The 20,326-nt window shown below is 62.9% G+C and carries 18 protein-coding genes; 8 read left to right on the top strand and 10 right to left on the bottom strand.

Features of this window, described 5'->3' with window-relative positions:
* Window positions 1-129 precede the first annotated feature (129 nt).
* Window positions 130-1,977 carry a bifunctional homocysteine S-methyltransferase/methylenetetrahydrofolate reductase gene (locus tag DSOUD_RS16810; RefSeq protein ID WP_053552092.1) on the top strand — a complete coding sequence of 616 codons (1,848 nt, stop codon included), beginning with the start codon at window positions 130-132 and terminating at the stop codon, window positions 1,975-1,977.
* Here DSOUD_RS16810 and grxC read toward each other — a convergent pair.
* Entirely contained in the window at window positions 1,958-2,227 is a 270-nt protein-coding gene (grxC, locus tag DSOUD_RS16805; RefSeq protein ID WP_053552091.1) for a glutaredoxin 3, read from the bottom strand. The genes DSOUD_RS16810 and grxC overlap by 20 nt on opposite strands.
* Before the next feature lie 81 nt (window positions 2,228-2,308).
* Here grxC and DSOUD_RS16800 point away from each other — a divergent pair, with 81 nt between their 5' ends.
* The 5 genes from DSOUD_RS16800 to DSOUD_RS16780 all read left to right on the top strand — a co-directional run bounded on the left by DSOUD_RS16800 (window position 2,309) and on the right by DSOUD_RS16780 (window position 8,853).
* Complete coding sequence (locus DSOUD_RS16800) at window positions 2,309-2,737, top strand: hypothetical protein (RefSeq protein ID WP_053552090.1); 429 nt, start codon at window positions 2,309-2,311, stop codon at window positions 2,735-2,737.
* A 176-nt stretch (window positions 2,738-2,913) separates the two neighbouring features.
* The gene (locus DSOUD_RS16795; RefSeq protein WP_053552089.1) at window positions 2,914-4,869 is read left to right on the top strand and encodes an FAD-dependent oxidoreductase; all 1,956 of its coding nucleotides are present in this window, start codon (window positions 2,914-2,916) and stop codon (window positions 4,867-4,869) included.
* A 93-nt stretch (window positions 4,870-4,962) separates the two neighbouring features.
* Complete coding sequence (locus tag DSOUD_RS16790; protein WP_053552088.1) at window positions 4,963-7,539, top strand: molybdopterin-dependent oxidoreductase; 2,577 nt, start codon at window positions 4,963-4,965, stop codon at window positions 7,537-7,539.
* A gap of 80 nt (window positions 7,540-7,619) precedes the next feature.
* Window positions 7,620-7,934: a cupin domain-containing protein gene (locus DSOUD_RS16785; protein WP_053552087.1), complete on the top strand. Its 315-nt coding sequence runs from the start codon at window positions 7,620-7,622 to the stop codon at window positions 7,932-7,934.
* A 124-nt stretch (window positions 7,935-8,058) separates the two neighbouring features.
* Window positions 8,059-8,853, top strand: coding sequence for an alpha/beta fold hydrolase (locus DSOUD_RS16780; RefSeq protein ID WP_053552086.1), 795 nt, complete (start codon window positions 8,059-8,061; stop codon window positions 8,851-8,853).
* Between the two features lie 120 nt (window positions 8,854-8,973).
* Here DSOUD_RS16780 and DSOUD_RS16775 read toward each other — a convergent pair whose 3' ends face one another.
* The 3 genes from DSOUD_RS16775 to DSOUD_RS16765 all read right to left on the bottom strand — a co-directional run bounded on the left by DSOUD_RS16775 (window position 8,974) and on the right by DSOUD_RS16765 (window position 12,732).
* Window positions 8,974-11,100, bottom strand: coding sequence for a methyl-accepting chemotaxis protein (locus DSOUD_RS16775; RefSeq protein ID WP_053552085.1), 2,127 nt, complete (start codon window positions 11,098-11,100; stop codon window positions 8,974-8,976).
* 423 nt (window positions 11,101-11,523) lie between these two features.
* On the bottom strand, window positions 11,524-12,300 hold the full coding sequence (locus tag DSOUD_RS16770) for an SDR family NAD(P)-dependent oxidoreductase (RefSeq protein ID WP_053552084.1): 777 nt from the start codon (window positions 12,298-12,300) through the stop codon (window positions 11,524-11,526).
* 75 nt (window positions 12,301-12,375) lie between these two features.
* Window positions 12,376-12,732: a TM2 domain-containing protein gene (locus DSOUD_RS16765; RefSeq protein WP_053552083.1), complete on the bottom strand. Its 357-nt coding sequence runs from the start codon at window positions 12,730-12,732 to the stop codon at window positions 12,376-12,378.
* A 224-nt stretch (window positions 12,733-12,956) separates the two neighbouring features.
* Between DSOUD_RS16765 and DSOUD_RS19035 the strand changes: the two genes are divergently transcribed.
* A complete protein-coding gene (locus DSOUD_RS19035; protein ID WP_269745856.1) occupies window positions 12,957-13,214 on the top strand; it encodes a GSU3128 family (seleno)protein in 258 nt (85 codons plus the stop codon).
* Window positions 13,215-13,294: 80 nt separating this feature from the next.
* Window positions 13,295-13,537 (top strand): helix-hairpin-helix domain-containing protein, encoded by a 243-nt coding sequence (locus DSOUD_RS16760; RefSeq protein WP_053552082.1) that lies wholly within the window; start codon window positions 13,295-13,297, stop codon window positions 13,535-13,537.
* Between the two features lie 139 nt (window positions 13,538-13,676).
* Here DSOUD_RS16760 and DSOUD_RS16755 read toward each other — a convergent pair whose 3' ends face one another.
* The 6 genes from DSOUD_RS16755 to DSOUD_RS16730 all read right to left on the bottom strand — a co-directional run bounded on the left by DSOUD_RS16755 (window position 13,677) and on the right by DSOUD_RS16730 (window position 20,299).
* On the bottom strand, window positions 13,677-14,291 hold the full coding sequence (locus tag DSOUD_RS16755; RefSeq protein WP_053552081.1) for a GNAT family N-acetyltransferase: 615 nt from the start codon (window positions 14,289-14,291) through the stop codon (window positions 13,677-13,679).
* 112 nt (window positions 14,292-14,403) lie between these two features.
* The gene (locus tag DSOUD_RS16750) at window positions 14,404-15,573 is read right to left on the bottom strand and encodes an IS4 family transposase (protein ID WP_053549677.1); all 1,170 of its coding nucleotides are present in this window, start codon (window positions 15,571-15,573) and stop codon (window positions 14,404-14,406) included.
* Between the two features lie 595 nt (window positions 15,574-16,168).
* On the bottom strand, window positions 16,169-16,957 hold the full coding sequence (locus tag DSOUD_RS16745) for a TIGR00266 family protein (protein ID WP_053552080.1): 789 nt from the start codon (window positions 16,955-16,957) through the stop codon (window positions 16,169-16,171).
* Window positions 16,958-16,981: 24 nt separating this feature from the next.
* Window positions 16,982-17,380, bottom strand: a complete 399-nt coding sequence (locus tag DSOUD_RS16740) for a CoA-binding protein (protein WP_053552079.1) — start codon at window positions 17,378-17,380, stop codon at window positions 16,982-16,984.
* Window positions 17,381-17,402: 22 nt separating this feature from the next.
* On the bottom strand, window positions 17,403-18,818 hold the full coding sequence (locus DSOUD_RS16735; RefSeq protein ID WP_053552078.1) for an NADH-quinone oxidoreductase subunit N: 1,416 nt from the start codon (window positions 18,816-18,818) through the stop codon (window positions 17,403-17,405).
* Window positions 18,815-20,299 carry a complex I subunit 4 family protein gene (locus DSOUD_RS16730; protein ID WP_053552077.1) on the bottom strand — a complete coding sequence of 495 codons (1,485 nt, stop codon included), beginning with the start codon at window positions 20,297-20,299 and terminating at the stop codon, window positions 18,815-18,817. The genes DSOUD_RS16735 and DSOUD_RS16730 overlap by 4 nt, the downstream gene beginning before the upstream one ends.
* Between the last annotated feature and the right edge of the window lie 27 nt (window positions 20,300-20,326).

Genomic DNA, 20,326 nt, shown 5'->3' with positions numbered 1-20,326 from the left:
TGACCCCGGCCGCAATCCCTGCGGGGTTCGGCCGGGGTCAGGCTCCTCTGGCTCCTTTATCTTTTGTTCTTTTTATGGCATAACCTCCTCTGTGCTCTTCGTCCCTTCCCCCCATCCCTGTCGGCCGATATGAAGACCCTGAACCCACGCAGCGCCCTGTTCCTCGAACGTCTCGCCGAAGAAGTGATCATCGGCGACGGGGCGATGGGGACCCTCCTCTACAGCCGGGGCATCCCCCTGGATGTCAATTTCGAATATCTCAATCTCACCTCCCCGCAGCAGGTCCTGCAGGTCCACCGGGACTATGCCGCCGCCGGGGCCCGGCTTCTGGAGACCAACACCTTCGGCGCCAACGGCGCCGTTCTGGGGGCCATCGGCCTGGAAAAGAAGGTCGGGGCCATCAATGAAGCCGGCGCCCGTCTGGCCCGGGAGGCCGCCGGCGAACTTTGCTTCGTCGCCGGCTCCGTCGGACCGCTGCGGCGCCCCCGCGGGGAAGCCCAGGAAATTCCCCCGTCGCAGAAGGAGGCGCTGCTCGCCGAGCAGATGGAGGCCCTGGCCCAGGGCGGGGTCGATCTCTTTATCCTCGAGACCTTCGCTTCCCTGGCCGATCTCGAGCTGGCTCTGGGTGTCGCGGCAAGGCTCGGCCTGCCGGCCGTGGCCCAGATGGCCTTCATTGAGGACGGACGGACCCGCGAAGGCCTCTCCGCCGAAGAGGCGGCGCGGCGCCTGACCCAGGCGGGGGCGACGGTGCTTGGCGCCAATTGCGGCTCCGGCCCCAGGGAGCTCCTCAGGGTCCTGGAACGGATGGCCGGGGCCACCGATCGGCCCCTGTCGGCCTTCCCCAACTCGGGATTCCCCCAGTATCTCGACGGCCGCTACATCTATCTGGCCACCCCCGACTACTTTGCCGCCATGGCCAGTGACATGGCGGGCGCCGGGGCCTCCCTGATCGGCGGCTGCTGCGGGACCACCCCCGAGCATATCCGCGCCCTGGCCGGGGCTCTGGCCGGGGTGAAGCCGGCGGCGCGTGCCCGGGTTCGCCGGGTCGAGACGCCGGTCCGCCCGGAAGCCGGGATTCCCTCCACCGCCAGCCGGACCTTTCTCGACGGCTGGGGACGGCGGCCGGTGGTGACGGTGGAACTCGACCCGCCGCGGGGGTTCGACTGCGGCAAGGTGATTGAAGCCGCCCGGGCCCTGACGGCTGCCGGGGTCGATGCCATCAGCCTCGCCGAGAACCCCCTGGCCCGGATCCGCATGGGGAATATGGCCCTGGCCCGGAAAATCGAGGAGGATACCGGCACCCCGGTCATCGTCCACGTGACCTGCCGGGACCGCAACCTCATCGGCCTCCATTCCGAACTGATGGGGGCCCATCTGCTCGGGCTTCGCACCCTTCTGGCGGTGACCGGCGATCCCGTTTCCGTCGGCGGCGAGGCGGGAGCGACCAGCGTCTTCGATCTCAATTCCATCGGCCTTCTCGAGCTCCTGTCGGCCCTCAATGAAGGGAAGAGCCTTCTCGGCGCCGACCTCGGCGGCTGCAGCCAATTTCTCCTCGGCGCCGCCTTCAATCCGAATCTGCCGAGCATGGACGGCCAGCTGCGGCGGCTGCAGAAGAAGATCGCCGCCGGGGCCCGCTTCGTGCAGACCCAGCCGGTCTACTCCCCGCAGATCCTCGACGAGCTTCTGGCGCGCACCGCCCCCCTGCAGGTACCCGTGCTCGTCGGGCTCCTGCCGCTGGTGAGCGAGCGCAATGCCGAATTTCTTCACAATGAGGTGCCGGGGATCAGTCTCCCCGATGGGGTGCGGGCGCGGATGAAGGGGAAGAGCGGCGGCGCAGGGGCCGCCGAGGGGATGGCGATCGCCGGGGAGCTGGTGGAAGGGTGCCGCGGGCGGGCGGGGGGATTTTACCTCATGCCCCCCTTCGGCCGGGTCGAGCTGGCGCTGGAGCTGATGGCTCTTATCCGCCGGAAGGCTTGAGCCCGAGGAGGCGGTCGAGCTCCCCTTCTTCATCGAGGTCGAAGAGTTCGCTGCAGCCGCCGATCAGTTGCCCTTCGACGAAGATCTCCGGGACCGTTTCCCGCCCGGAACGGCGGCGCATCTCCTCCTCCAGGGCCGGATCGACAGTGACGTCGTACTCGGTGTAGGGGATTTCCTTGATGCGCAAAAGTTCCTTGGCGCGGCTGCAGTAGGGACAATAGCTCTTGGTATAGATTTCGACATTTTTCATGGGAACTCCTCTGCTGTGCCCCGTTTCGAAGACAGACAGTTACTCTATACGAAACGGGCCGAGAAGCAAGAAAGGCAATCGATGCTACAGAAATTTTTCCGCCGTACCCCGAGACTGGCGCCCCTTTTCGCCCTCTTTTTCCTCTGCTCCTGCGGAGTGATGGCGCGCTCCGAGGCGGATCTGACCCGGGAGAGTCGCGACTTCAGCCAGCGTCTGCGCTGGGGGGATTTTCAGGGGGCGGCACGCCACCTGGCCGATCCCTACCGGGACGATTTTCTCGCCCTCTTTCAGGGGATCTCCGATCTGCAGATCGTCGATGTGCGTGTGGAAAAGATCGACCAGCCTCTTTCGGAGCTCGAAGGGGAGGTCGAGATGGTCCTCGAATACTATCAACTCCCCTCCATCCGGGTGAAGGAATTCCGCTTCCGCCAACTGTGGCGTTACGAGGGGGGAACCCGTTATCATGCCGGTCTCTGGCAGGTCGTCTCACCCTTCCCGCCCTTCCCCTGAAAGCGGGTCCCCGGGGAGAAATTTCCCTTGATTTGCCACCGGTTTTTGTGGTAATTAGCTGCATACTGTATACAAAATAGACGGGGGCAACTGCCAGAAAAGACCCGTTTTTTGCTCTTTTCGAAGGCATGTGGACGCGGTCCGCGAGCTGTCTGGCGGTCTTGAAGGAGGTCGATTTGGCTCAGGTTGTTTTTTCCAGTTGGGGACGAGAGGTCGTGGATAACCGCAAGGGCGGTGAAGTGGATCTGGCCACCCTCAAGCTCAAGCTTCCCGAGAGATATCTTGACGACGGCAAGGTCGGGGCCTTCATGGGCTGGGACGGCATTATTCTCCTCGACCCCGAGACCGACATCGTCGCCATGGCCGCCGAATACATGAAGCGGGTGCAGCAGAACTACTGCTGCGGCAAGTGCACACCCGGAAAGAAGGGGACGCGGGTCCTGCAGGACACCCTGGCCCGGATCCTCGCCGGTCACGGCGAGGAGCGGGATCTGGAGGTCATCGAGGAGCTCTCGACCCTCCTGGAGAGCTGCAAGTGCACCCTGTGCATGACTTCGGCCGTTCCGGTCATCGATACCGTCAAACACTTCCGCGACGACTATCTCGCCTATATCCGCGGCGAGCGCAAGCCGAAGTTGGCCGCCTCCTACAAGGAAAAACTCACCGCGCCCTGCATGGACAAGTGTCCGGCCCATATCGACATCCCCGCCTACATCGAAGAGATCAAGGAATACCGCTTCGACGAGTCCCTCTCCGCCATCCGCCGCAACATGCCGATTCCCGCGGTCTGCGGCCGGGTCTGTCCCCACCCCTGCGAAAAGGCCTGTCGCCGCGCCCTGGTCGATGAACCGATCAGCATCATGGTTCTCAAGCGCGTCGCCGCCGACCACGAATGGATGCACCACAAGCAGCCGCCGATGGTCCCCGCCCCCCGCAAGGACAAGAAGGTCTGCGTCGTCGGCGCTGGCCCGGCGGGGGTGACCTGCGCCTACTACCTTCTTCTCGAAGGCTACCAGGTGACGATCCTCGACATGCTGTCCGAGCCGGGGGGGACGGTGGCCGTCGGCATCCCCGACTACCGCATGCCCCGTCATCTCCTGCGCCGCGATATCGAAATCATCACCAATCTCGGCGGCGAAATCCGCTTCAACACCAAGCTCGGCCGCGACGTCTCCCTCAAGGAGCTCAAGGAGCAATACGATGCGGTCTTTCTCGGCACCGGCGCCTTCAAGTCGAAGCCGATGGGGGTCGAAGGGGAGGACGAAGGCTACGAGGGGTTCTCGGCCGGAGGGATCAACTACCTGCGGGAAGTGGCTCTCGGCGAACCGATCAAAACGCCGAAACGGGTCATCGTCGTCGGCGGCGGCAATACGGCCATTGACTGCGTCCGCGTCGCCCTGCGCGAAGGAGCCGAGGAGTCGATTCTCGTCTATCGCCGGACCCGCCATGAGATGCCCGCCGAGTCCTACGAGGTCGACGACGCCGAAGAGGAGAACGTCCAGTTCGAGTTCCTGCGCAATCCGACCCGGCTGATCGCCGAAAACGGCAAGATCGTCGGCGTCGAAGTGGTGGTCATGGAACTCGGCGAGCCCGACGAGTCGGGGCGCCGTCGGCCGGCGCCGAAACCGGGGAGCGAGTACGTCATCCCCTGCGACATGGTCATCCCGGCCATCGGCCAGGATCCGGACCTCTCCTATCTCGGCGAGGAGGATTTCGGCATCAAGCAGACCCGCTGGAACAGCATCGTCACCCACGGCGGCACCATGATGACCGACTGCGAAGGTGTCTTCGCCGGCGGCGACTGCGAATACGGGGCGATGACCGTGGTGGTTGCGGTCGGTCACGGGCGGCGCGCTGCCCGGGTCATGAGCCGCTGGCTCTCGGAAGGAAAGGCCTTCCTCGACGAGGAGGACGCCATGGAAGATATCCTCAATCAGCTCGGAGTCTTCGACGACAAGGAGCAGGTCGGCATTCTCGGCGGGCTTCACCGCGAGCATCAGCCCAAGGTCGCGGGTGCGGAGCGGGCGCACAATTACGAGGAGATCGAACTGGCGATGCCCGAGAGCCAGGCCGTGCGGGAGGCCGAACGTTGCCTGCGCTGCTATCGGGTGGCGATGGTGGCCATCAGCTAACCGCTCCTTTTCTCTGCTCTGAACCGGCCCCGACGTTTCCTCTGCCAGCTATTCGGCGGCGGCCATTCCCGACGTGCTAAAGGTGAATAGTCCATGATCAAACTCAAGATCGACGGAAAAGACGCCCAGATTGAAAAGGGTGCGACCATCCTGGCAGCCGCCGCCAGGGTCGGCATCAAGATTCCCACCCTCTGCTACCTGCAGAAGGTTTCTCCCACCGGCGCCTGCCGGGTCTGCGTCGTGGAGATCGAGGGGGTCGACAAACCGATGACCGCCTGCAACACGGTGGCCGTCGACAACATGGTGGTGACCACCCAGTCGGAGAAGCTCCGTACCATGCGCCGCCAGCTCGTCGAGCTGCTGCTTATCAACCACCCCCTCGACTGCCCGGTCTGCGACGCCGCCGGCGAGTGCGATCTGCAGAACATCTGCTACGACCTCGATGTCGTCTCCCAGCCCTTCGGCGCCGAAGACGTCTGTCACGCCCCGATCAACGACTGGCCCCTGATCCAGCAGGTCCCCTCCCGGTGCGTCCTCTGCGAGAAGTGCGTCAAGACCTGCCATGAAGTCGTCGGCGCCAGCGCCCTGGTGGTGCGGGAGCGCGGCGAAAAAGCCTTCATCGACACCGTCGACGGCCAGCCGCTGGACTGCGAGTTCTGCGGCAATTGCGTCGAGGTGTGCCCCACCGGCACCCTGATCGCCAAGACCTTCAAGTTCAAGGCCCGCCCCTGGGAACTGACCAAGACCCCCTCCATCTGCACCTACTGCGGCAGCCAGTGCCAGATCGATCTGCACGTCAAGGGGGACCGCATCTATCGCGTCACCTCCGACGACGAGAGCGTCAACGGCGGCAACCTCTGCATCGGCGGTTACTTCGGCTACGGCTATGTCAACTCCGAGCGCCGTCTCCTCCACCCCCTGGTCAAAAAAGGGGAGGGCCTGGAGAAGGTCGACTGGAACGAGGCCCTGGCCGCCGTCGCCGGCGCGGCTCACCGCCTCAAGAGCGAATCCGGAGCCGCCGCGCTGGCGGGTCTCGCCTCGCCGCGGCTGACCAACGAGGAAAACTACCTCTTTCAGAAACTCTTTCGTGTCGCCCTCGGCAGCAACAACATCGATTCCGAGGCCCGTTTCGGCGCCCTGCGCACCCACAAGGCCCTCGATGCCGCTCTCGGCCTCAAGGGGGCCAGCAACCGCATCGACCGCATCTCCGGGGCCGAGGCCGTCCTCGTCTTCGGCTGCGACGTCACCGCCGAAGCTCCCGCTCTCGACTGGCAGATCGAATCGGCCTGCCGCAAGAACGACGGCAAGCTGGTGGTCGCCAACATGCGCCGGGTCAAGCTTAACCGCTATGCCCATGTCTCACTGCAGTACCGCCCGGGAAGCGAAGTCCTTCTCGCCAACGCCCTCGGCCGGCTGATCCTCGAGGCGGGGCTCGCCGACGAGGACTTTCTGCGGCGCTTCGTCGGCAATCTCGACGAACTCAAGGCCCACCTTGCCGCCGTCGACCTCGAAGAGGCGGTCTCCGGGACCGGCCTCTCTCTCGATTTGCTACGCGAGGCCGCCGATTACCTTGGCCGCGCCGGTTCGGTGGCCCTGATTCTCGGCGCCGACATCGGCAAGTCCAAAGGGGCCGAAGAGAAGACGGCGGCAATCGCCAACCTGGCCATGATCAGTGGCGCTCTCCACGGCGACCTCGGCGGGCTTTTCCCTGTCGACGAAAAGGGGAACATGCAGGGCCTTCTCGACATGGGTGTCTGCCCCGAGTTTCTCCCCGGCTATCACCCCTACGAAGCCGGGCGCGCCCGCTTCGAGAAGGCCTGGGGCGCCAAGCTTCCCGCCGGGGGGCTCGACGCCGCCGGTATTCTTTCCGGCATCGAAAAGGGGGAGATTCGCTTCCTCTACCTGGCGGCGACCAATCCGCTTGTATCTTTCCCCGAGAGCGGTCGCTGGCGCAAGGCACTGGCCAGGGTGGAATGCCTCGTCGTTCAGGATATCCTCGATACCGAGCTCTGCGCCCTGGCTCACGTCGTCCTCCCCGGCTCCTCCTTCGCCGAGAAGAGCGGCACTTTCACCGCCCTCGACGGCCGCGTCTCCTGCCTCGGCAAGGCGCTGCACCCCGTCGGCGACGCCCGGGAGGACTGGGACATCCTGGCCGACCTCTATGACCGCCTCGCTCCTCAGGGGCTCTCCCTCGACCGCGACGGGGTCCTCACGGAAGCCGGGGAACTGAGCGGCCTCGACACCGAGGTCTGCTCCGCCGGGAGCGGCCGCTGCAAACCCTGCCTTAAAAAGCCGTACCGCCCTGCCGACAAGAGTCTGAACTACACTCCCGTCGAGGGGTCGCTCGAGGCCCCGGCCGCGATGGAGCTCCTCAGCGGCAAGACCCTCTTTCACTTCGGCACCACCTCGACGTTCGCCGAGGGGAATCTGGCCGTCGCCCCGTCGGGGTATATCGAGATCCATCCCGAGGATGCCGCCGGCCTCGGTGTCGCCGAAGGGGGGATGCTCAGGGTCACCTCGGCCGTCGGCAGCGCCCGGGGAGCGGCCCGCCTCAGCGGCGGCGTCCCCCGCGGTCTGCTCTTTGCCCCCTACCATTTTGCCGACCTCAACATCCAGCAGGTCGTCCCGGCAGGCGTGAACCGCGTCGCGGTCCAGGTCAGCAAGGGTTGACCTCCGGCGGGAACAAGGGGTAAACTTCGGCGTTCCGGCGATTGTCGCCGGAGCGCCTTTTATCGTTCCGGGGAGAATTTATGGAAAGCATGTTCTGGGATTACAAGGAGAAGGTCGCCTTCGACAAGGAGAAGGCCGGCAAGGTTGTCCTGGCGGAAACCGCCCACTCCCGCACCACCCTCTGGTGCCTGCTGCCGGGGCAGCACATCCATCCCCATGTCCACGCCGGGGACCACATCTGGGTCGTTCTCGAAGGGACGGGGGATTTCCTCAGCAACGCCGCTCCGCGCCCCCTCGAGCCTGGGGCGGTTGTGGTGGCGCCGGCCGGGCAACCCCACGGCATCGACAACAGCGGCAGCGAAGGGCTCGTTTTCGTCAGCGTCTCCGCAGGATAGGTGCGTACCGGACAATGGACAACGGCAGAGCCCCCGGGTCGCAAGGACTGGGGGCTCTGCCGTTTCTTTTCCGGTCCGGCGGCGCGGCCGGGGGGGGGGCGACGCAACAGCGAAGGAGGTTTCCATGAAGGCAAGGATCAACGGCATCGAACTGGCGTGGGACGACACCGGCGGAGCCGGCACCGCCGTCCTCCTCATCCACGGTTATCCCCTGTGCCGCCGCATGTGGCGTCCGCAGGTCGCGGCCCTGGCTGCCGCCGGGTACCGCGTCATCACCCCCGACCTGCGCGGGTTCGGTGAAAGCGAGGCTCCTGGCGGAGCCGTCAGCATGGAGCTCTATGCCGACGACCTGCTGGCCCTCCTGGACCATCTCGGCCTGGAAAAGGCGGTAATCGGCGGCATGTCCATGGGGGGCTACGTTCTCCTCGACCTCCTGGCCCGGCACCGGCAGCGTTTCAGCGCCGCCCTCTTTATCGTCACCCGCGCCGGCGGCGACGACGCCGAGGGGAAAGCCAGGCGCGCCCGCCTGGCGGCTACCGCCCTCGCCGAGGGCGCCCTCCCCGTCGCCGACGCCTTTGCCGGGCTGGTTTTCGCCTCCGGGACCGCCGGCAGCCGTCCCGAACTCGTCAGGGAGGTGCGCAGCTGGATGGAAGGGACCTCCCCCGGCGGGCTCGCCGCAGGGCTCCTCGCCATGGCCGACCGCGTCGATTTCACTTCCCGGCTCTCCGAGCTGACCCTGCCGGCCCTGGTGATCGGCGCCGAGGAGGACCGGGCGATCCCGCCTGCCGAATCGAGACGGCTGGCGGAGGGACTTCCGGAGGCGACCCTGGTGATTCTCCCCGGCGGCGGGCACCTGGTCAATCTCGAGTGTTCGGAGGCTTTCAATGGCGCCCTGCTCGGTTTTCTGGGTCGGGTCTGAGGAGGAAGAAGGAAGAAGGAAGAAGGAAGAAGGAAGAAGGAAGAAGGAAGAAGGAAGAAGCGCCCCCGGGTCGATGAGACCCGGGGGCGGCTTTATTTTAAGGGCAGGAAAAATTCAAAACTAGAGGGACTTTCGGCCGGACGTTTTCTTGGCAGGAAAATTCTCGTTGGCCTGAAAGGGGAGGATATTGCCGGGGGGGTTCTTGTCCGGCTGTTTTGCCGTTTTCGGGGAAGGGACAGGGTTGCCGGTCTGGCTTTGACCGGAGCTCGTCTTGAACTGGTTGAGCTGCTCGATGACCAGGGTGCTTTCGTCCCGACGGTTTTCGAGCTCGGTAAAGATCTGATCCCCCAATCCCCGGACCTGGTCCATCATGGCGTCGATGTGGCCGGCGTTTTGCTCCTGGTCGCCGGAGGCTTTGGCCAGGCTTCCGGCCATCCCTTCGATCTCCTCCACCTGCCGGGCGATGCGGGTGATCGCCACGGCCTGTTCCCTGGAGGCGCCCGAGACCAGGGCGGCGATATTCCCCATCTCCTGGATCGATTGGGCGGTGTGTTCGGCGTTGACCGTCTGTTCGTGGCTCGAGGAGAGAATGCTGCTGGCATATTCGAGGGCCCGGTCGGCACTGGTGACGATTTTCTGCAGCGTCTGTTCGGTGTTCTGGCCCAGGGCCACACCCTCGCCGACCAGATTGCGGGTGAAACTGATTTCCCGGGTCGCGACCCTCGTTTGCTGGTGGATCTGTTCCAGAAGCTCCTCGATGGCCGTGGCCGAGCCGGAGGTTTGCTGATAGAGGCTTTGGATCTCCCCCGCCACCACGGCGAAGGCGCGACCGTGTTCCCCCGCCTGGGCGGCGAGGATCGAGGCGTTGAGGGAAAGGAGCTGGGTCTTCTGGTTGATCTCTTTAATCATGGAGAGAAAGTCGGCGATATTGTTGGTGCGCTCTGTCAGGGCGTCAAAAGCGCCGACGGTGGTCGTCATCGCCTCGGCGATTTTCAGCAGACTCTGGTGGGTGCGACTGACCACCGCCACTCCTTCGTTGGCTTCCCTGCCGACGGTTTCGGCCATCTGGTGGGAGCTGGCGGCATCTTCGGCGGTCGCCCGGGCCGCAGCGGAGATCTCCTGGGTGGCCGAGACGGCTCCTCCCATCAATTCATCGAGCCGCCCCAGATTCTCCGAGACCTGGTTGACCGCCGCGGAAATTTCGCTGGTGGCCGATCCGGTATCGTCCACCGCCAGGTAAAGGGTGTCCGAAGAGCCGCGCAGCGCCCGGACGTTGTCGGTGGCGGCGCGGGTGTTGCGTTTGACCTCGGCGATCATCCGGGCAAAGTCCTTGCGGTGGCGCAGCGACTGGGCGAAGGTGCTCTGAATTTCGCCGGTCAGCAGTTCGACCGCCTGCAACAATTCGATCTTGGAGAGGGCGGCGGCCACCTGCTCGGCGAAGATCTTGACGGTGTTGAGATCGCTCTCGTTGAGGGCGTTGTGGTTCTGCTTGTTGTCGACGCCGAAAAGGCCGACCGGTTCTCCGTTGATGACGATCGGGCAGAGGATGAAGCTGCGCGACCGCAGCTGGGAGATGGCGTCGCAGGGCGGCTTGAGATTGTAGACGGCCGGCATCTTCCGCATGTCCTGGACCAGAAGCGGTTCATCGCGCAGCATCGTCAGGTAGAGAACCCCGGCCCGCTCATCGAGAGGCAGACTGACTCCCGAGACGTTGTCGTCGCCGCTGCCGCGACTGGCCATGAATTCGAGCCGGTCCCCTTCGGCGTTGAGCATCAGAAGGTTCACCCGATCGTAGCCGAGAATATCCTTCAGGCTGTCGGCGGCCAGATGCATGATTTCCTTTTTGTCGAAGGATTTCTGCAACTGGGCGTTGGTCTGGTGAAAGCGCTTCATCTTGTCGTTGAGATTCTTCGACAGGTCGTCCAGGTCCTGGCCGCGCCGGCGCAGGTCATCCTGCAGGCTTCCGATGGAGCTTTGATGCTGGACAGCCTCATCGCGCCAGGCCTTGCCGTTTGCCCCCAGGGTCCAGAAGAGCAGAGAGGCGAAACACAGCAAGAAGAGCGCCAGGGCGCCGTTTTCCGGAGTCCCCCACAGGGTGTAGGCGATCTGGGTCCAGGCTGAAGTATCGTGATTGCCGAAGAAGAGGTAACGGATAAAGGCCCAGGCAGGAGGCGCGGCGAGGCTGGCAAGGAAATGGAGGAGGGGGAGGGGGGGCGGGGTCCGCCTTCTGTTCATGTTCCTGTTCATCTATCGATGATCCTCAGTTGAGACGGCCCGCGGCGGGCCCAGGGACCCGCGATTGAAAAAGCCCTCCCCCGGTGCTGGATGGAAGGCTGGTCCAGTGTTACGTGTGGCCGTGGCGGGGAACAGATCCCCGAAAGGAGTCGGGGACAGGGGTCTTTTGGCCAGGCTCCTCATCCCGTATCCGTCCGGATTTTTGAATTTCATGCAGGCTAACACAATCGGAAAAGGAGCAGCAAGAAAAATCAAAGGATGTTCTGAAAAACAACTTCCCATAGTGTGTAAAATTTTCGCTATACGATAAAAGTTATAAATATCGATTAGATATATACCTTATTTAATACGAAATACCTTTTTATTTGGATTAAGTTTACGAGGAAAAGTCCCAGCCGACCTGCCAGGAATTCGAGCCCGCCAACGTTTGCCCCCTTACCCATCCACCTCTCCCTTGGCCTCCCGGTGGATCGCAAAGGGGGCCCAGGACTGGTCGATGGACATCACCTCCAGGGTGTTGACGTTGACGTGGGGGGGCAGGTTTGCGACGTAAAAAACGATGTCGGCAATGTCTTCCGGGGTGAGGGGGGCGGTGCCGGCATAGACCTGGGCCGCCTTGTCCTCGTCCCCCTTGAAGCGGACGGTGGAAAATTCGCTCTCGGCCATCCCCGGTTCGATGTTGCTGACCCGCACCCGGGTACCGAGGAGATCCGCCCGCAGGTTGCGGGAAAATTGCTGGACGAAGGCCTTGGTACCGCCGTAAACGTTGCCGCCGGGGTAGGGCCAGTTGCCGGCGGTGGAGCCGATGTTGATGACATGGCCGCTGTTGCGCTCGACCATGGACGGCAGGACCGCCCTCGTCAGGTAGGTGACCCCCTTGATGTTGGTGTCGATCATCTGCTCCCAGTCGTCGAGGTCGGTCCGCCATGCCGGTTGCAGTCCGAGGGCGAGGCCGGCGTTATTGAGGAGGAGGTCGACGGTCCTGAAAGGAGCCGGCAGGGCTTCGAACCCCTGGGCCACTGCGCTGCGGTCGCGCACATCGAGGGGCCAGAGGTGGATTTCGCTTTCTCCGCCGAGTTCGGTCCGCAACGCCTCGAGCCGCTCGCTGCGCCGGGCGGCCAGAACCAGTCGCCATCCGGCGGCGGCGAATTTGCGGGCGCAGGCCTGCCCGAACCCGGAGGAAGCGCCGGTAATCAAGACGGTTTTTTTCATCTTTTGAGCCCTTTCTGCTGTTGCCGCACGTGAGAGGGTGAGGGATCGATGGTGGTTGCTGCCGGCAGCTTTCCGCTACGCCTGGCCATACTTGCGATTGAAGGTCTCATCGCTCATGGTCAGAAAGAGGATGAACTCGACGAAGGCGACTATATAGGGGATGAACGTCCAGCAGAAGAGGAGGTAGACGATGCCGAGCCCCACCTGCCCGAGGTAGAATTTATGGATTCCGAAGCCGCCGAGAAAGAAAGCGAGGAGGGCGGCGGCGATCCGGCTCTTGCCGTTGGCGGCCAGGGGGCCGAGGTTGATCGAAAGGGGCCTGCTCATCTGGCGAACCCCGCACTTGGGGCAAATTTCCGCCTTGGCCTTGATGACCGAGCCGCAATCGGCGCAGAATTTTTCATCGATGCCTTTGGTCGGCAACTCACTCATTTTCGTCTCCTTGGACATTCCGCTAAAAAAATCCCGGATCTTGCTGGCTGTCGTCGAGAAGTATACAAGAAGGGGGGACGGCTTCGCCATCGCAAATTGTTCAGCGTCCCGGTTCAATTTCGACTGAATCCTGTTCGGGATGGATCCTGGGCCGGCTCAGTGTGCTAGACTTGTCAGGGGAGGTTCCACCGGGGGCAAACCAAAAAAAGGAAAAAGGAGAACGTATGAAAATACGCAAGAAATTTCTCGATTACGAATACCCTGAAGTCCTCGACGGCAAGACCCGGGAGCTGATCCGGGTCGGCTGTGCCGTGGCGGTGGGGTGCCCCGACTGACTCAAGAAGCACTTCGCGGTCGCGAAGAAAGCCGGTGCCACCGAGGACGAACTGAAGGAAGCCATGGCCTACGGCATGATCGCCCCCTCCGGACGAGCCAAGAATTTCGTCCTGGGGATGAAGAAGGAACTGGGGATCGAAGACTGACGAAATGAAATCGGTTCGCTGGCCGCGGACCCGGGCTCTGAGCCCTGGTATCATTCACCTTCCTGTTAGAGGAGAGGACCATGAAAAAAACCATGAAGGAGTTGCAGCAACTCAACGGGATCGGAAAAATTCTGTCGCAGCGCCTGGTTGAATCGAGCTACGACAGCATCGCCAAGGTTGCCGCCGCCGAAGAAAAAGGCCTGGCGAGAATCGCGGGAATGACCCCCAAAAAGGTTCAGTCCATTGTCACCCAGGCCCGTAAGCTGACAGGGGAAGCTGAGAAAAGTCACCACACCTGGTTGAACAACAGAAGAAAGGGGTAAAGTCAGCCCGCAGCTTCCATTTTTCCGGCAAGCAAGGGGTCGTTTTTCCGACGTTTTTGAGTTTGAAACAGGGTCCAGGCTAGAGTTGATGAATCTCGGCCATCGCACCTTGCGACCTCCGTCACCTGGTTTCAAGTTTTCAGGTCCCGACCCCCAGTCCCTTGACCCGTGCGGTGATAGTCACTTCGCTCATGAGTCCTGCACTTGCGAGTTCAAACCGGGCCCGGTCTATCGACATCACGATATCGTCCTTCTCCTCGGCGAAAGAGCTTGCGAACGGGCTCTGGTCGAGTTGGTAACCGAGTTTCTCGACCATTCGACGGGAGGCAACGTTCGTCGGGACGATTGAGGCGTAGATACGCTCAAGTCCAAGTACCCGAAAAGCTGCAAGGTGCATCATCGCCGCGTAGCGCGTACCCAGCCCTCGACTCTGCTCGGTCCGTGAACCGACGAGTATGGCAAATTCAGCTGTGCTTCCTGAAAATTTCCGAAAATCCGCATCTCCTATTAGGACGCCATCCTGTTCCAGCAAAAAGGGGCGACCCTTGTTCGTCCGCAAAAACTCATAGTTCTCCACAATGTCAGTGGCAGTCATCTCCTGCGTATTTGTCAACATTGCAGAGTTGTGTCGGTCATTGTTGAAAATCGCGAGTAGGGGTGCAGCAACCAGCACCTCCTCTTCGGTGGGTTCAAAAGCAAGCAGTTTTCCCTCCCCGCCAGGGGCCTCAATGGACCATAGTGTTTTTGCGCGCATGTAATCTCCTGTATTTTGAAGCATTTGTTTAATCTTCCACTCTTTGCGTGGGCCTATCGGTAAATGACTCATCTTGCCTCAAACGTTGATAGTGCTACACACTACTGTCCGGTTAATAGCCGAATAAATTCAGCTGGTTATAATCTTGGGTGTCTGGAATCTGCTTGAGCGCTTCCGCAACCAACGATGAAATGGGCTTTTTCTCGAACAGATTGACCTCCAGGATCTGCAAAAAAGTGTAGAGAGTACATTTGATGCTAAGCTGCCTTTTAGCGATCGCCACAAGTAGATATATGCAAAGAGCTACCCATATCTGGCTCTTGACCGCATTGATAGAAGTCCCGTAGAACGCTTTTATTCGTAGATGCTGTTTGATCCACTTGAAGAATAGCTCCACTTGCCAGCGCTGTTTATAGATGTCTGCAACCGTTGTGGCTCCAATTTCAAAGTGGTTGGTGAGGAATACAAGCCGCTTGTTTCGCTCTTTATCAACATAACTGACCCGGCGCAATCTCTCCGGGTAACCCTTTTTCGATTTCTGGGTGACCAAGGCAATCACTTGGTCGGCTCGGACGCCGGCCTCCTTGTCCTTGGGCAAAGAGTACAACCGCTGGTAGCGTAGGTTGTCCTTGGCCCGCACCACGAAGAAGGCGCCCTGTCGGTGAATGGCATAGAGCCGGGCAAAATCTACGTAGCCGCGGTCCATCGTGTAGATGGCCTCTTCGGTGACGGGCATTTCGTCAAGCATCTTGACGTCATGTACTTTGCCGGTTGTCACGGCCACAAACGTGGGGATGATGCCGCGCAAGTCAATGAGCGTGTGCATCTTGACCGCTGCCTTGGTCGTGCGAAACTCGGCCCACGGAAACAGGGTGAGGCAGAGGTCAATGGTCGTCGAGTCAAAGGCGAACAGTGGCTGCTTCAACTCGATGGCCAAGGGCTCATCCCGGTACAGCTGCTGTGCCATGCCGATCAGGACTTGGCCGAAATCCTGAAAAATGCGCCAATCCCGGCGCTCGTTGGCGTCGGCAAGGGTGGAGCGGGAGACAGCGCCACGAAATCCGATGTGGTAGAGCTTCTCCCGATGAGAGTTCAGGCACGTTTCGATATCCCTCAAGCTCTCGCGACCCGATAGCTGGGCATAAGCCAGGCACAGGAACTGGTCAAATGCAGTAAAGCTTTTGGCCCGGTACTCGCCGCGATACCGTCGGGCACAGAGGTTGAACTCGTGACGCGGGAGAAACTGAAGTAGCTGTCTGAAAACGGTCTGGCCAGCGTTCATGGATGCCCTCCTGAAGTGTCAGGAAGATATCACTCGCGGGCGGGGTGAAGCGATTTCAAATCGAGAAAAGAACAGTTGAGCCAAAGTACTATAATTTTCAGTAGGTTATCGACGTACATTCAAAGTTAACCGGACAGTAGTGAGTGCTACATATTTATGAAATTTTGAAAAAAATATTTGACGGGCAACGATAAGGGTCGGCGACGGGCCGGAATAATTTGGGAGAGGGCTATCCGGGAAGGGCACCTGTTTTTCAGTCCGTGGGGATCCGGTGGTTATGCGTTTGGACGGGGAGCCAATTACGGCTGGAATGATTTCGACTGGCCGGCCTGCTTTATCCCCGCTGGCGGCTTCGTTTACCGGGGGCCTTCGGGCAATTCCGGCCTGCAGGGCCTCTATCTAACGGACTACGGCGACGGGTCCCTCTACCGGATCGATTAGGCTGAGTCGGGGGGACGCCCCCTTTTACCCCTCTTGCCCCCTAGAATACAAAAGCGCCGCCATCGATCGATGGCGGCGCTTTTTTTGGAACCTGGGCCTGAGGCCTGCGAATTCGTCGAGGTGTCGCCTGCGTTTCGTCGCCGAGGCGGCGCCCCTATCGTCCATCCAGCATCCGCCCGATCCCCCCGAGCACCGAACCTTCCCCCCTCTCCGACCCGCCGGCTCTCGGCGCATGGGCGATAATCCGGTCGGCGAGGCGGCTGAAGGGGAGGCTCTGCATCCAGACCTTGCCGTGACCGCTCAGGGTGGCAAGAAAGAGCCCTTCGCCGGCGAAAAACATGCTCTTGAGATTGCCGGCCCTCTCGATGTTGTAATCGATGCCGGGCTCGAAGGCGACGAGGCAGCCGGTGTCGACGCGCAGCGTCTCCCCCTGCAGTTGGCGCTCGATGATGGTCCCGCCGGCGTGGATGAAGACCAGGCCGTCCCCCTGCAGGCGCTGGAGGATGAACCCCTCGCCGCCGAAAAAGCCGGTGCCGAGACGGCGCTGGAAGGCGATGCCGAGCCGGGTGCCGAAGGCGGCACAGAGGAAGGCGTCCTTCTGGCAGAGAATTTCGCCGCCGACTTTTGCCAGATCGAGGGGGATGATTCTGCCGGGATAGGGGGCGGCAAAGGCGACATGCCTCCTAACGCTCCCCCGGTTGGTGAAATGGGTCATGAAGAGCGACTCGCCGGTGAGAACGCGCTTGCCGGCGCCCAGGAGTTTCCCCAGCAGTCCCTGGTCGGCCTGGGAGCCGTCCCCCATCCGCGCTTCGAACTGGATGTCCTCCTCCATGTAGTTCATCGCTCCGGCCTCGGCGATCACCGTTTCGCCGGGATCGAGTTCGACCTGGACCATCTGCATGTCGTCGCCGACGAGGGTGTAATCGACTTCATGGCAGCGCATGGCGTTCTCCTTTCAAGGGGCTCCTCAATGGTCGCGATAGCCGAGGACGACCAGAAGGCAGGAACCGTCGGCGATGACGTTGACGCCGGCCTTTTGGCAGGCGGCCACGGCCGCCGGGCTCTCGGCTCCGGGCTGCATCCAGATGTTGTCGATCCCCCGGGCGATGGCCGCTTCGACCACGGCCTCGGTGATTTTCGGCGGGGTGATGACCGAGAGGCTCCTGACGTCATCGGGGAGTTCGGCGACGGACGGGACGCAGTCGATCCCCTCGATTTTCTCGGCGCGGGGGTTGATGGGGACGGCCTTTTTCCCGTGCTGCAGGTAGCAGCGCAGGATCTTGTTGCCGTATTTGTCGCGGTTGGTCGAGGCGCCGGCGACGCCGAAGGCCGGGGACGAGAGGAATTTAGCGATGCGCTGCTCCATGAGGGCTCCTTGGGACAGGGGTTCAGGGGAGGATCGTCGTGATGAGCTCGAGAAGCGGGCCGGGGAAGAGGCCGAGGGCGAGGGCGGCGGCGAAACAGACGAGAATCGCTCCGTGTTCGGCGGCCTCGCCGTCGTGCCGGGGCCGGGCCCGGTCGTCGGCCATGAAGAGGGCGATGAGGGGGCGCAGATAGTAGTAGAGGGAGACGACGGAGGCCAGGACGCCGATGAGGGCCAGGGCGAGGTAGTCGGCCCGGAGCGCGGCGTGGAAAATGCCGAACTTGCCGATGAAGCCGGCCGTCGGCGGGATCCCGGCCAGGGAGAGGAGGAAGCCGCCGAAAGCGCCGGCGCGCCAGGGGTGGCGATAGCCGAGTCCCCGCAGGTCGCTCAACTCCCGCGGCTCGCCTTCCGTATCGGAGAAGGAGGTGAGGATGGCAAAGGCGCCGAGGCTCGCGGCGCTGTAGGCCACCAGGTAAAAGATCACGGCACTGTTGCCGCGCACTCCGCCGGCGAGGAGGCCGGTGAGGAGGTAGCCCATGTGCACCACCGACGAATAAGCGAGCATCCGCTTGAGGTTCTCCTGGCGCAGGGCGCAGAGGGTGCCGGCGAGCATGGTCACGGCGGCCAGGAGCCAGAGGAGGGGGGCGAGGTCGCTGCGCCCCGTATCCAATGCGGAGAGGAGAGGGATCAGGGCGGCAAAGACCGCCCCCTTGGAGCCGGTGGCGAGGAGGCCGGTGATGGGGGCCGGAGCCCCCTGGTAGACGTCCGGGGTCCAGAGATGGAAGGGGACGAGGGAGGTCTTGAAGCCGATGGCCACCAGAAGCATGGCCCAGCCGAGGAGGGCAAGGGGGCGCAGGCGTCCCTCCACGACGAGGGCGGTCATCGCCTCGGGGAGGTGAAAGGAGCCGGCGGCGGTGTAGATCAGGGCGATGCCGAAGGCGAGAAAGCCCGTGGCAACCGCTCCCATGACCAGGTACTTGAGCCCGGCCTCGGCCCCCTCGGCGCCGTCCTTGTGGAAGGCGATGAGGATGTAGAGGGCCAGGGTGAAGGATTCGAGGCCGAGAAAGAGCCCGACCAGGGAGGTGGCCGCGGAGAGGAGCGACATCCCGACAGCGGCAAAGAGGACGAGAGCGGTGTATTCTCCTCCGGCAAAGCGCCGCTCCTCGCTGTAGCGCAGGCTCAGCAGCAGGGTCAGGGCGGCGACCGCCGACCAGAGGACGGCGAAAAAGCGGGCATAGCCTCCGGTGCCGAACATCTGGGCCACCTCGAGGTGCGGCGGCACGGCGACTCCGGCGGCGAGGGCGGCGGAAAGGGCGAGGGCGGTCCCGAGGAGAAGGAGCGGTCGTCGGGAAGGCCACCAGGCGCCGAGGACAAGGATGAAGGCTGCGCCGAGGGCGAGGATGAGGATCGGCAGCAGGGCGTAGAGATCGGACCAGGTCACGGCAGTCCTCCCTGGGTGGCAAGCAGGAGGCGCACCGGTTCGTGGAGCGGCTCGAGAAAGGGGGCGGGGTAGAGGCCGAGCCAGACGACGAGGACGGCCAGGGGGACGAGGATCAGCCCCTCGCGGACGGTCAGGTCGAGCCAGGGCTCGGCGCCTTTGGCCGGACCCCAGAGGGTCTCCTGGACGAGGCGCAGGGTGTAGGCGGCGGCGAAGACGACACCGGCAAAGGCGACGGCGCCCCACAGGGGGTGGACAGAGAAGGTGCCGAGGAGGATGAGGATCTCGCCGGTGAAGTTGTTGAGGCCGGGGAGGCCGAGGGAGGCGAGGGCGAAAAAGAGGAAAAAGGCGGAGAGGATCGGCACCCGCCCCCAGAGGCCGCCGAGTTCGTCAAGGTTGCGGGTGCGGGCCCGATCGTCGATCATCCCCACCATGGCGAAGAGGGCGCCGGTGGTGATGCCGTGGTTGACCATCTGCAGAATCGATCCCTCGAGGGCGGTGGTGTTCCAGGCGGCGATGCCGAGGATGACGAAGCCGAGGTGGGCCACGGAGGAGTAGGCGATGAGGCGCTTGGCGTCCTGCTGGGCGTAGGCGATCCAGGCGGCGTAGAAAATCCCGATCAGGGCCAGGGCCGCCAGAACGGGGAGGCTGGCCCGGGCCATATCGGGAAAGAGGGGGAAGCCGAAGCGCAGCAGCCCGTAGACCCCGGTCTTGAGGAGGAGGCCGGCGAGGATCACCGAACCGGCGGTGGGGGCCTCGGTGTGGGCGTCGGGGAGCCAGGTGTGCACCGGGACGAGGGGGACCTTGATGGCGAAGGCGAGAAAAAAGGCGGCAAAGAGCCAGGGGGCGATAGACGCCGGGACGGCGGTGTCGCGCAGCGCCTCGAGAGCAAAAGAGTAGTCGCCGCTTTGGCCGCCGTGCAGGGCGTAGAGGGTGATGATCGCCAGGAGCATGAGGAGGGAGCCGGCGAGGGTGAAGAGAAAGAACTTCACCGCCGCATAGATGCGCCGGGCGTGTCCCCAGATGCCGATGAGAAAGAACATGGGGATCAGCATCACCTCCCAGAAGAGGTAGAAGAGGATCAGGTCGGTGGCGAGAAAAACACCGAGGATTCCCGTCTCCATCGTCAGCAGCAGGGCGAAGAAGAGGGGGGCGTGGCGCTCGTTGGGCCAGGAGATGAGGACAGAGAGGACCAGAAGAAAGGCGCTGAGAAGAACCATCAGCAACGAGAGGCCGTCGAGTGCCAGGGTGTAGCGGATGCCGAAGGAGGCGATCCAGGGATAGTCCTCCCGAAGGAGCCACTCTGTCGTGCCGCTGCTGGTCGTAAAGAGCCAGACGGTCAGGGCGAGAACGACGGTGGTGACGGTCAGGGCGACCCAGCGGCAGTCGGCGGCGCTCCTGTGCAGCGCCAGGCAGAGCAGGGCGCCGATCAGGGGGAGGGCCAGCAGCAGGGTCAGCCAGGGGAAGGGGAAAACGCCGTTCATGATTCCTCGTGCAGGATGGTCGGGTTC

The organism is Desulfuromonas soudanensis, assembly GCF_001278055.1.
Classification (GTDB): domain Bacteria; phylum Desulfobacterota; class Desulfuromonadia; order Desulfuromonadales; family WTL; genus Deferrimonas; species Deferrimonas soudanensis.
This window is presented reverse-complemented; position numbering and strand designations above follow the sequence as displayed.

Excerpts from the sequence above, each read along its gene's own strand:
- DSOUD_RS16810 (WP_053552092.1), top strand. The coding sequence starts at position 130 with ATGAAGACCCTGAACCCACGCAGCGCCCTGTTCCTCGAACGTCTCGCC.
- grxC (WP_053552091.1), bottom strand. The coding sequence starts at position 2,227 with ATGAAAAATGTCGAAATCTATACCAAGAGCTATTGTCCCTACTGCAGC.
- DSOUD_RS16800 (WP_053552090.1), top strand. The coding sequence starts at position 2,309 with ATGCTACAGAAATTTTTCCGCCGTACCCCGAGACTGGCGCCCCTTTTC.
- DSOUD_RS16790 (WP_053552088.1), top strand. The coding sequence starts at position 4,963 with ATGATCAAACTCAAGATCGACGGAAAAGACGCCCAGATTGAAAAGGGT.
- DSOUD_RS16785 (WP_053552087.1), top strand. The coding sequence starts at position 7,620 with ATGGAAAGCATGTTCTGGGATTACAAGGAGAAGGTCGCCTTCGACAAG.
- DSOUD_RS16780 (WP_053552086.1), top strand. The coding sequence starts at position 8,059 with ATGAAGGCAAGGATCAACGGCATCGAACTGGCGTGGGACGACACCGGC.
- DSOUD_RS16775 (WP_053552085.1), bottom strand. The coding sequence starts at position 11,100 with ATGAACAGGAACATGAACAGAAGGCGGACCCCGCCCCCCCTCCCCCTC.
- DSOUD_RS16770 (WP_053552084.1), bottom strand. The coding sequence starts at position 12,300 with ATGAAAAAAACCGTCTTGATTACCGGCGCTTCCTCCGGGTTCGGGCAG.
- DSOUD_RS16765 (WP_053552083.1), bottom strand. The coding sequence starts at position 12,732 with ATGAGTGAGTTGCCGACCAAAGGCATCGATGAAAAATTCTGCGCCGAT.
- DSOUD_RS16760 (WP_053552082.1), top strand. The coding sequence starts at position 13,295 with ATGAAAAAAACCATGAAGGAGTTGCAGCAACTCAACGGGATCGGAAAA.
- DSOUD_RS16755 (WP_053552081.1), bottom strand. The coding sequence starts at position 14,291 with ATGCGCGCAAAAACACTATGGTCCATTGAGGCCCCTGGCGGGGAGGGA.
- DSOUD_RS16750 (WP_053549677.1), bottom strand. The coding sequence starts at position 15,573 with ATGAACGCTGGCCAGACCGTTTTCAGACAGCTACTTCAGTTTCTCCCG.
- DSOUD_RS16745 (WP_053552080.1), bottom strand. The coding sequence starts at position 16,957 with ATGCGCTGCCATGAAGTCGATTACACCCTCGTCGGCGACGACATGCAG.
- DSOUD_RS16740 (WP_053552079.1), bottom strand. The coding sequence starts at position 17,380 with ATGGAGCAGCGCATCGCTAAATTCCTCTCGTCCCCGGCCTTCGGCGTC.
- DSOUD_RS16730 (WP_053552077.1), bottom strand. The coding sequence starts at position 20,299 with ATGAACGGCGTTTTCCCCTTCCCCTGGCTGACCCTGCTGCTGGCCCTC.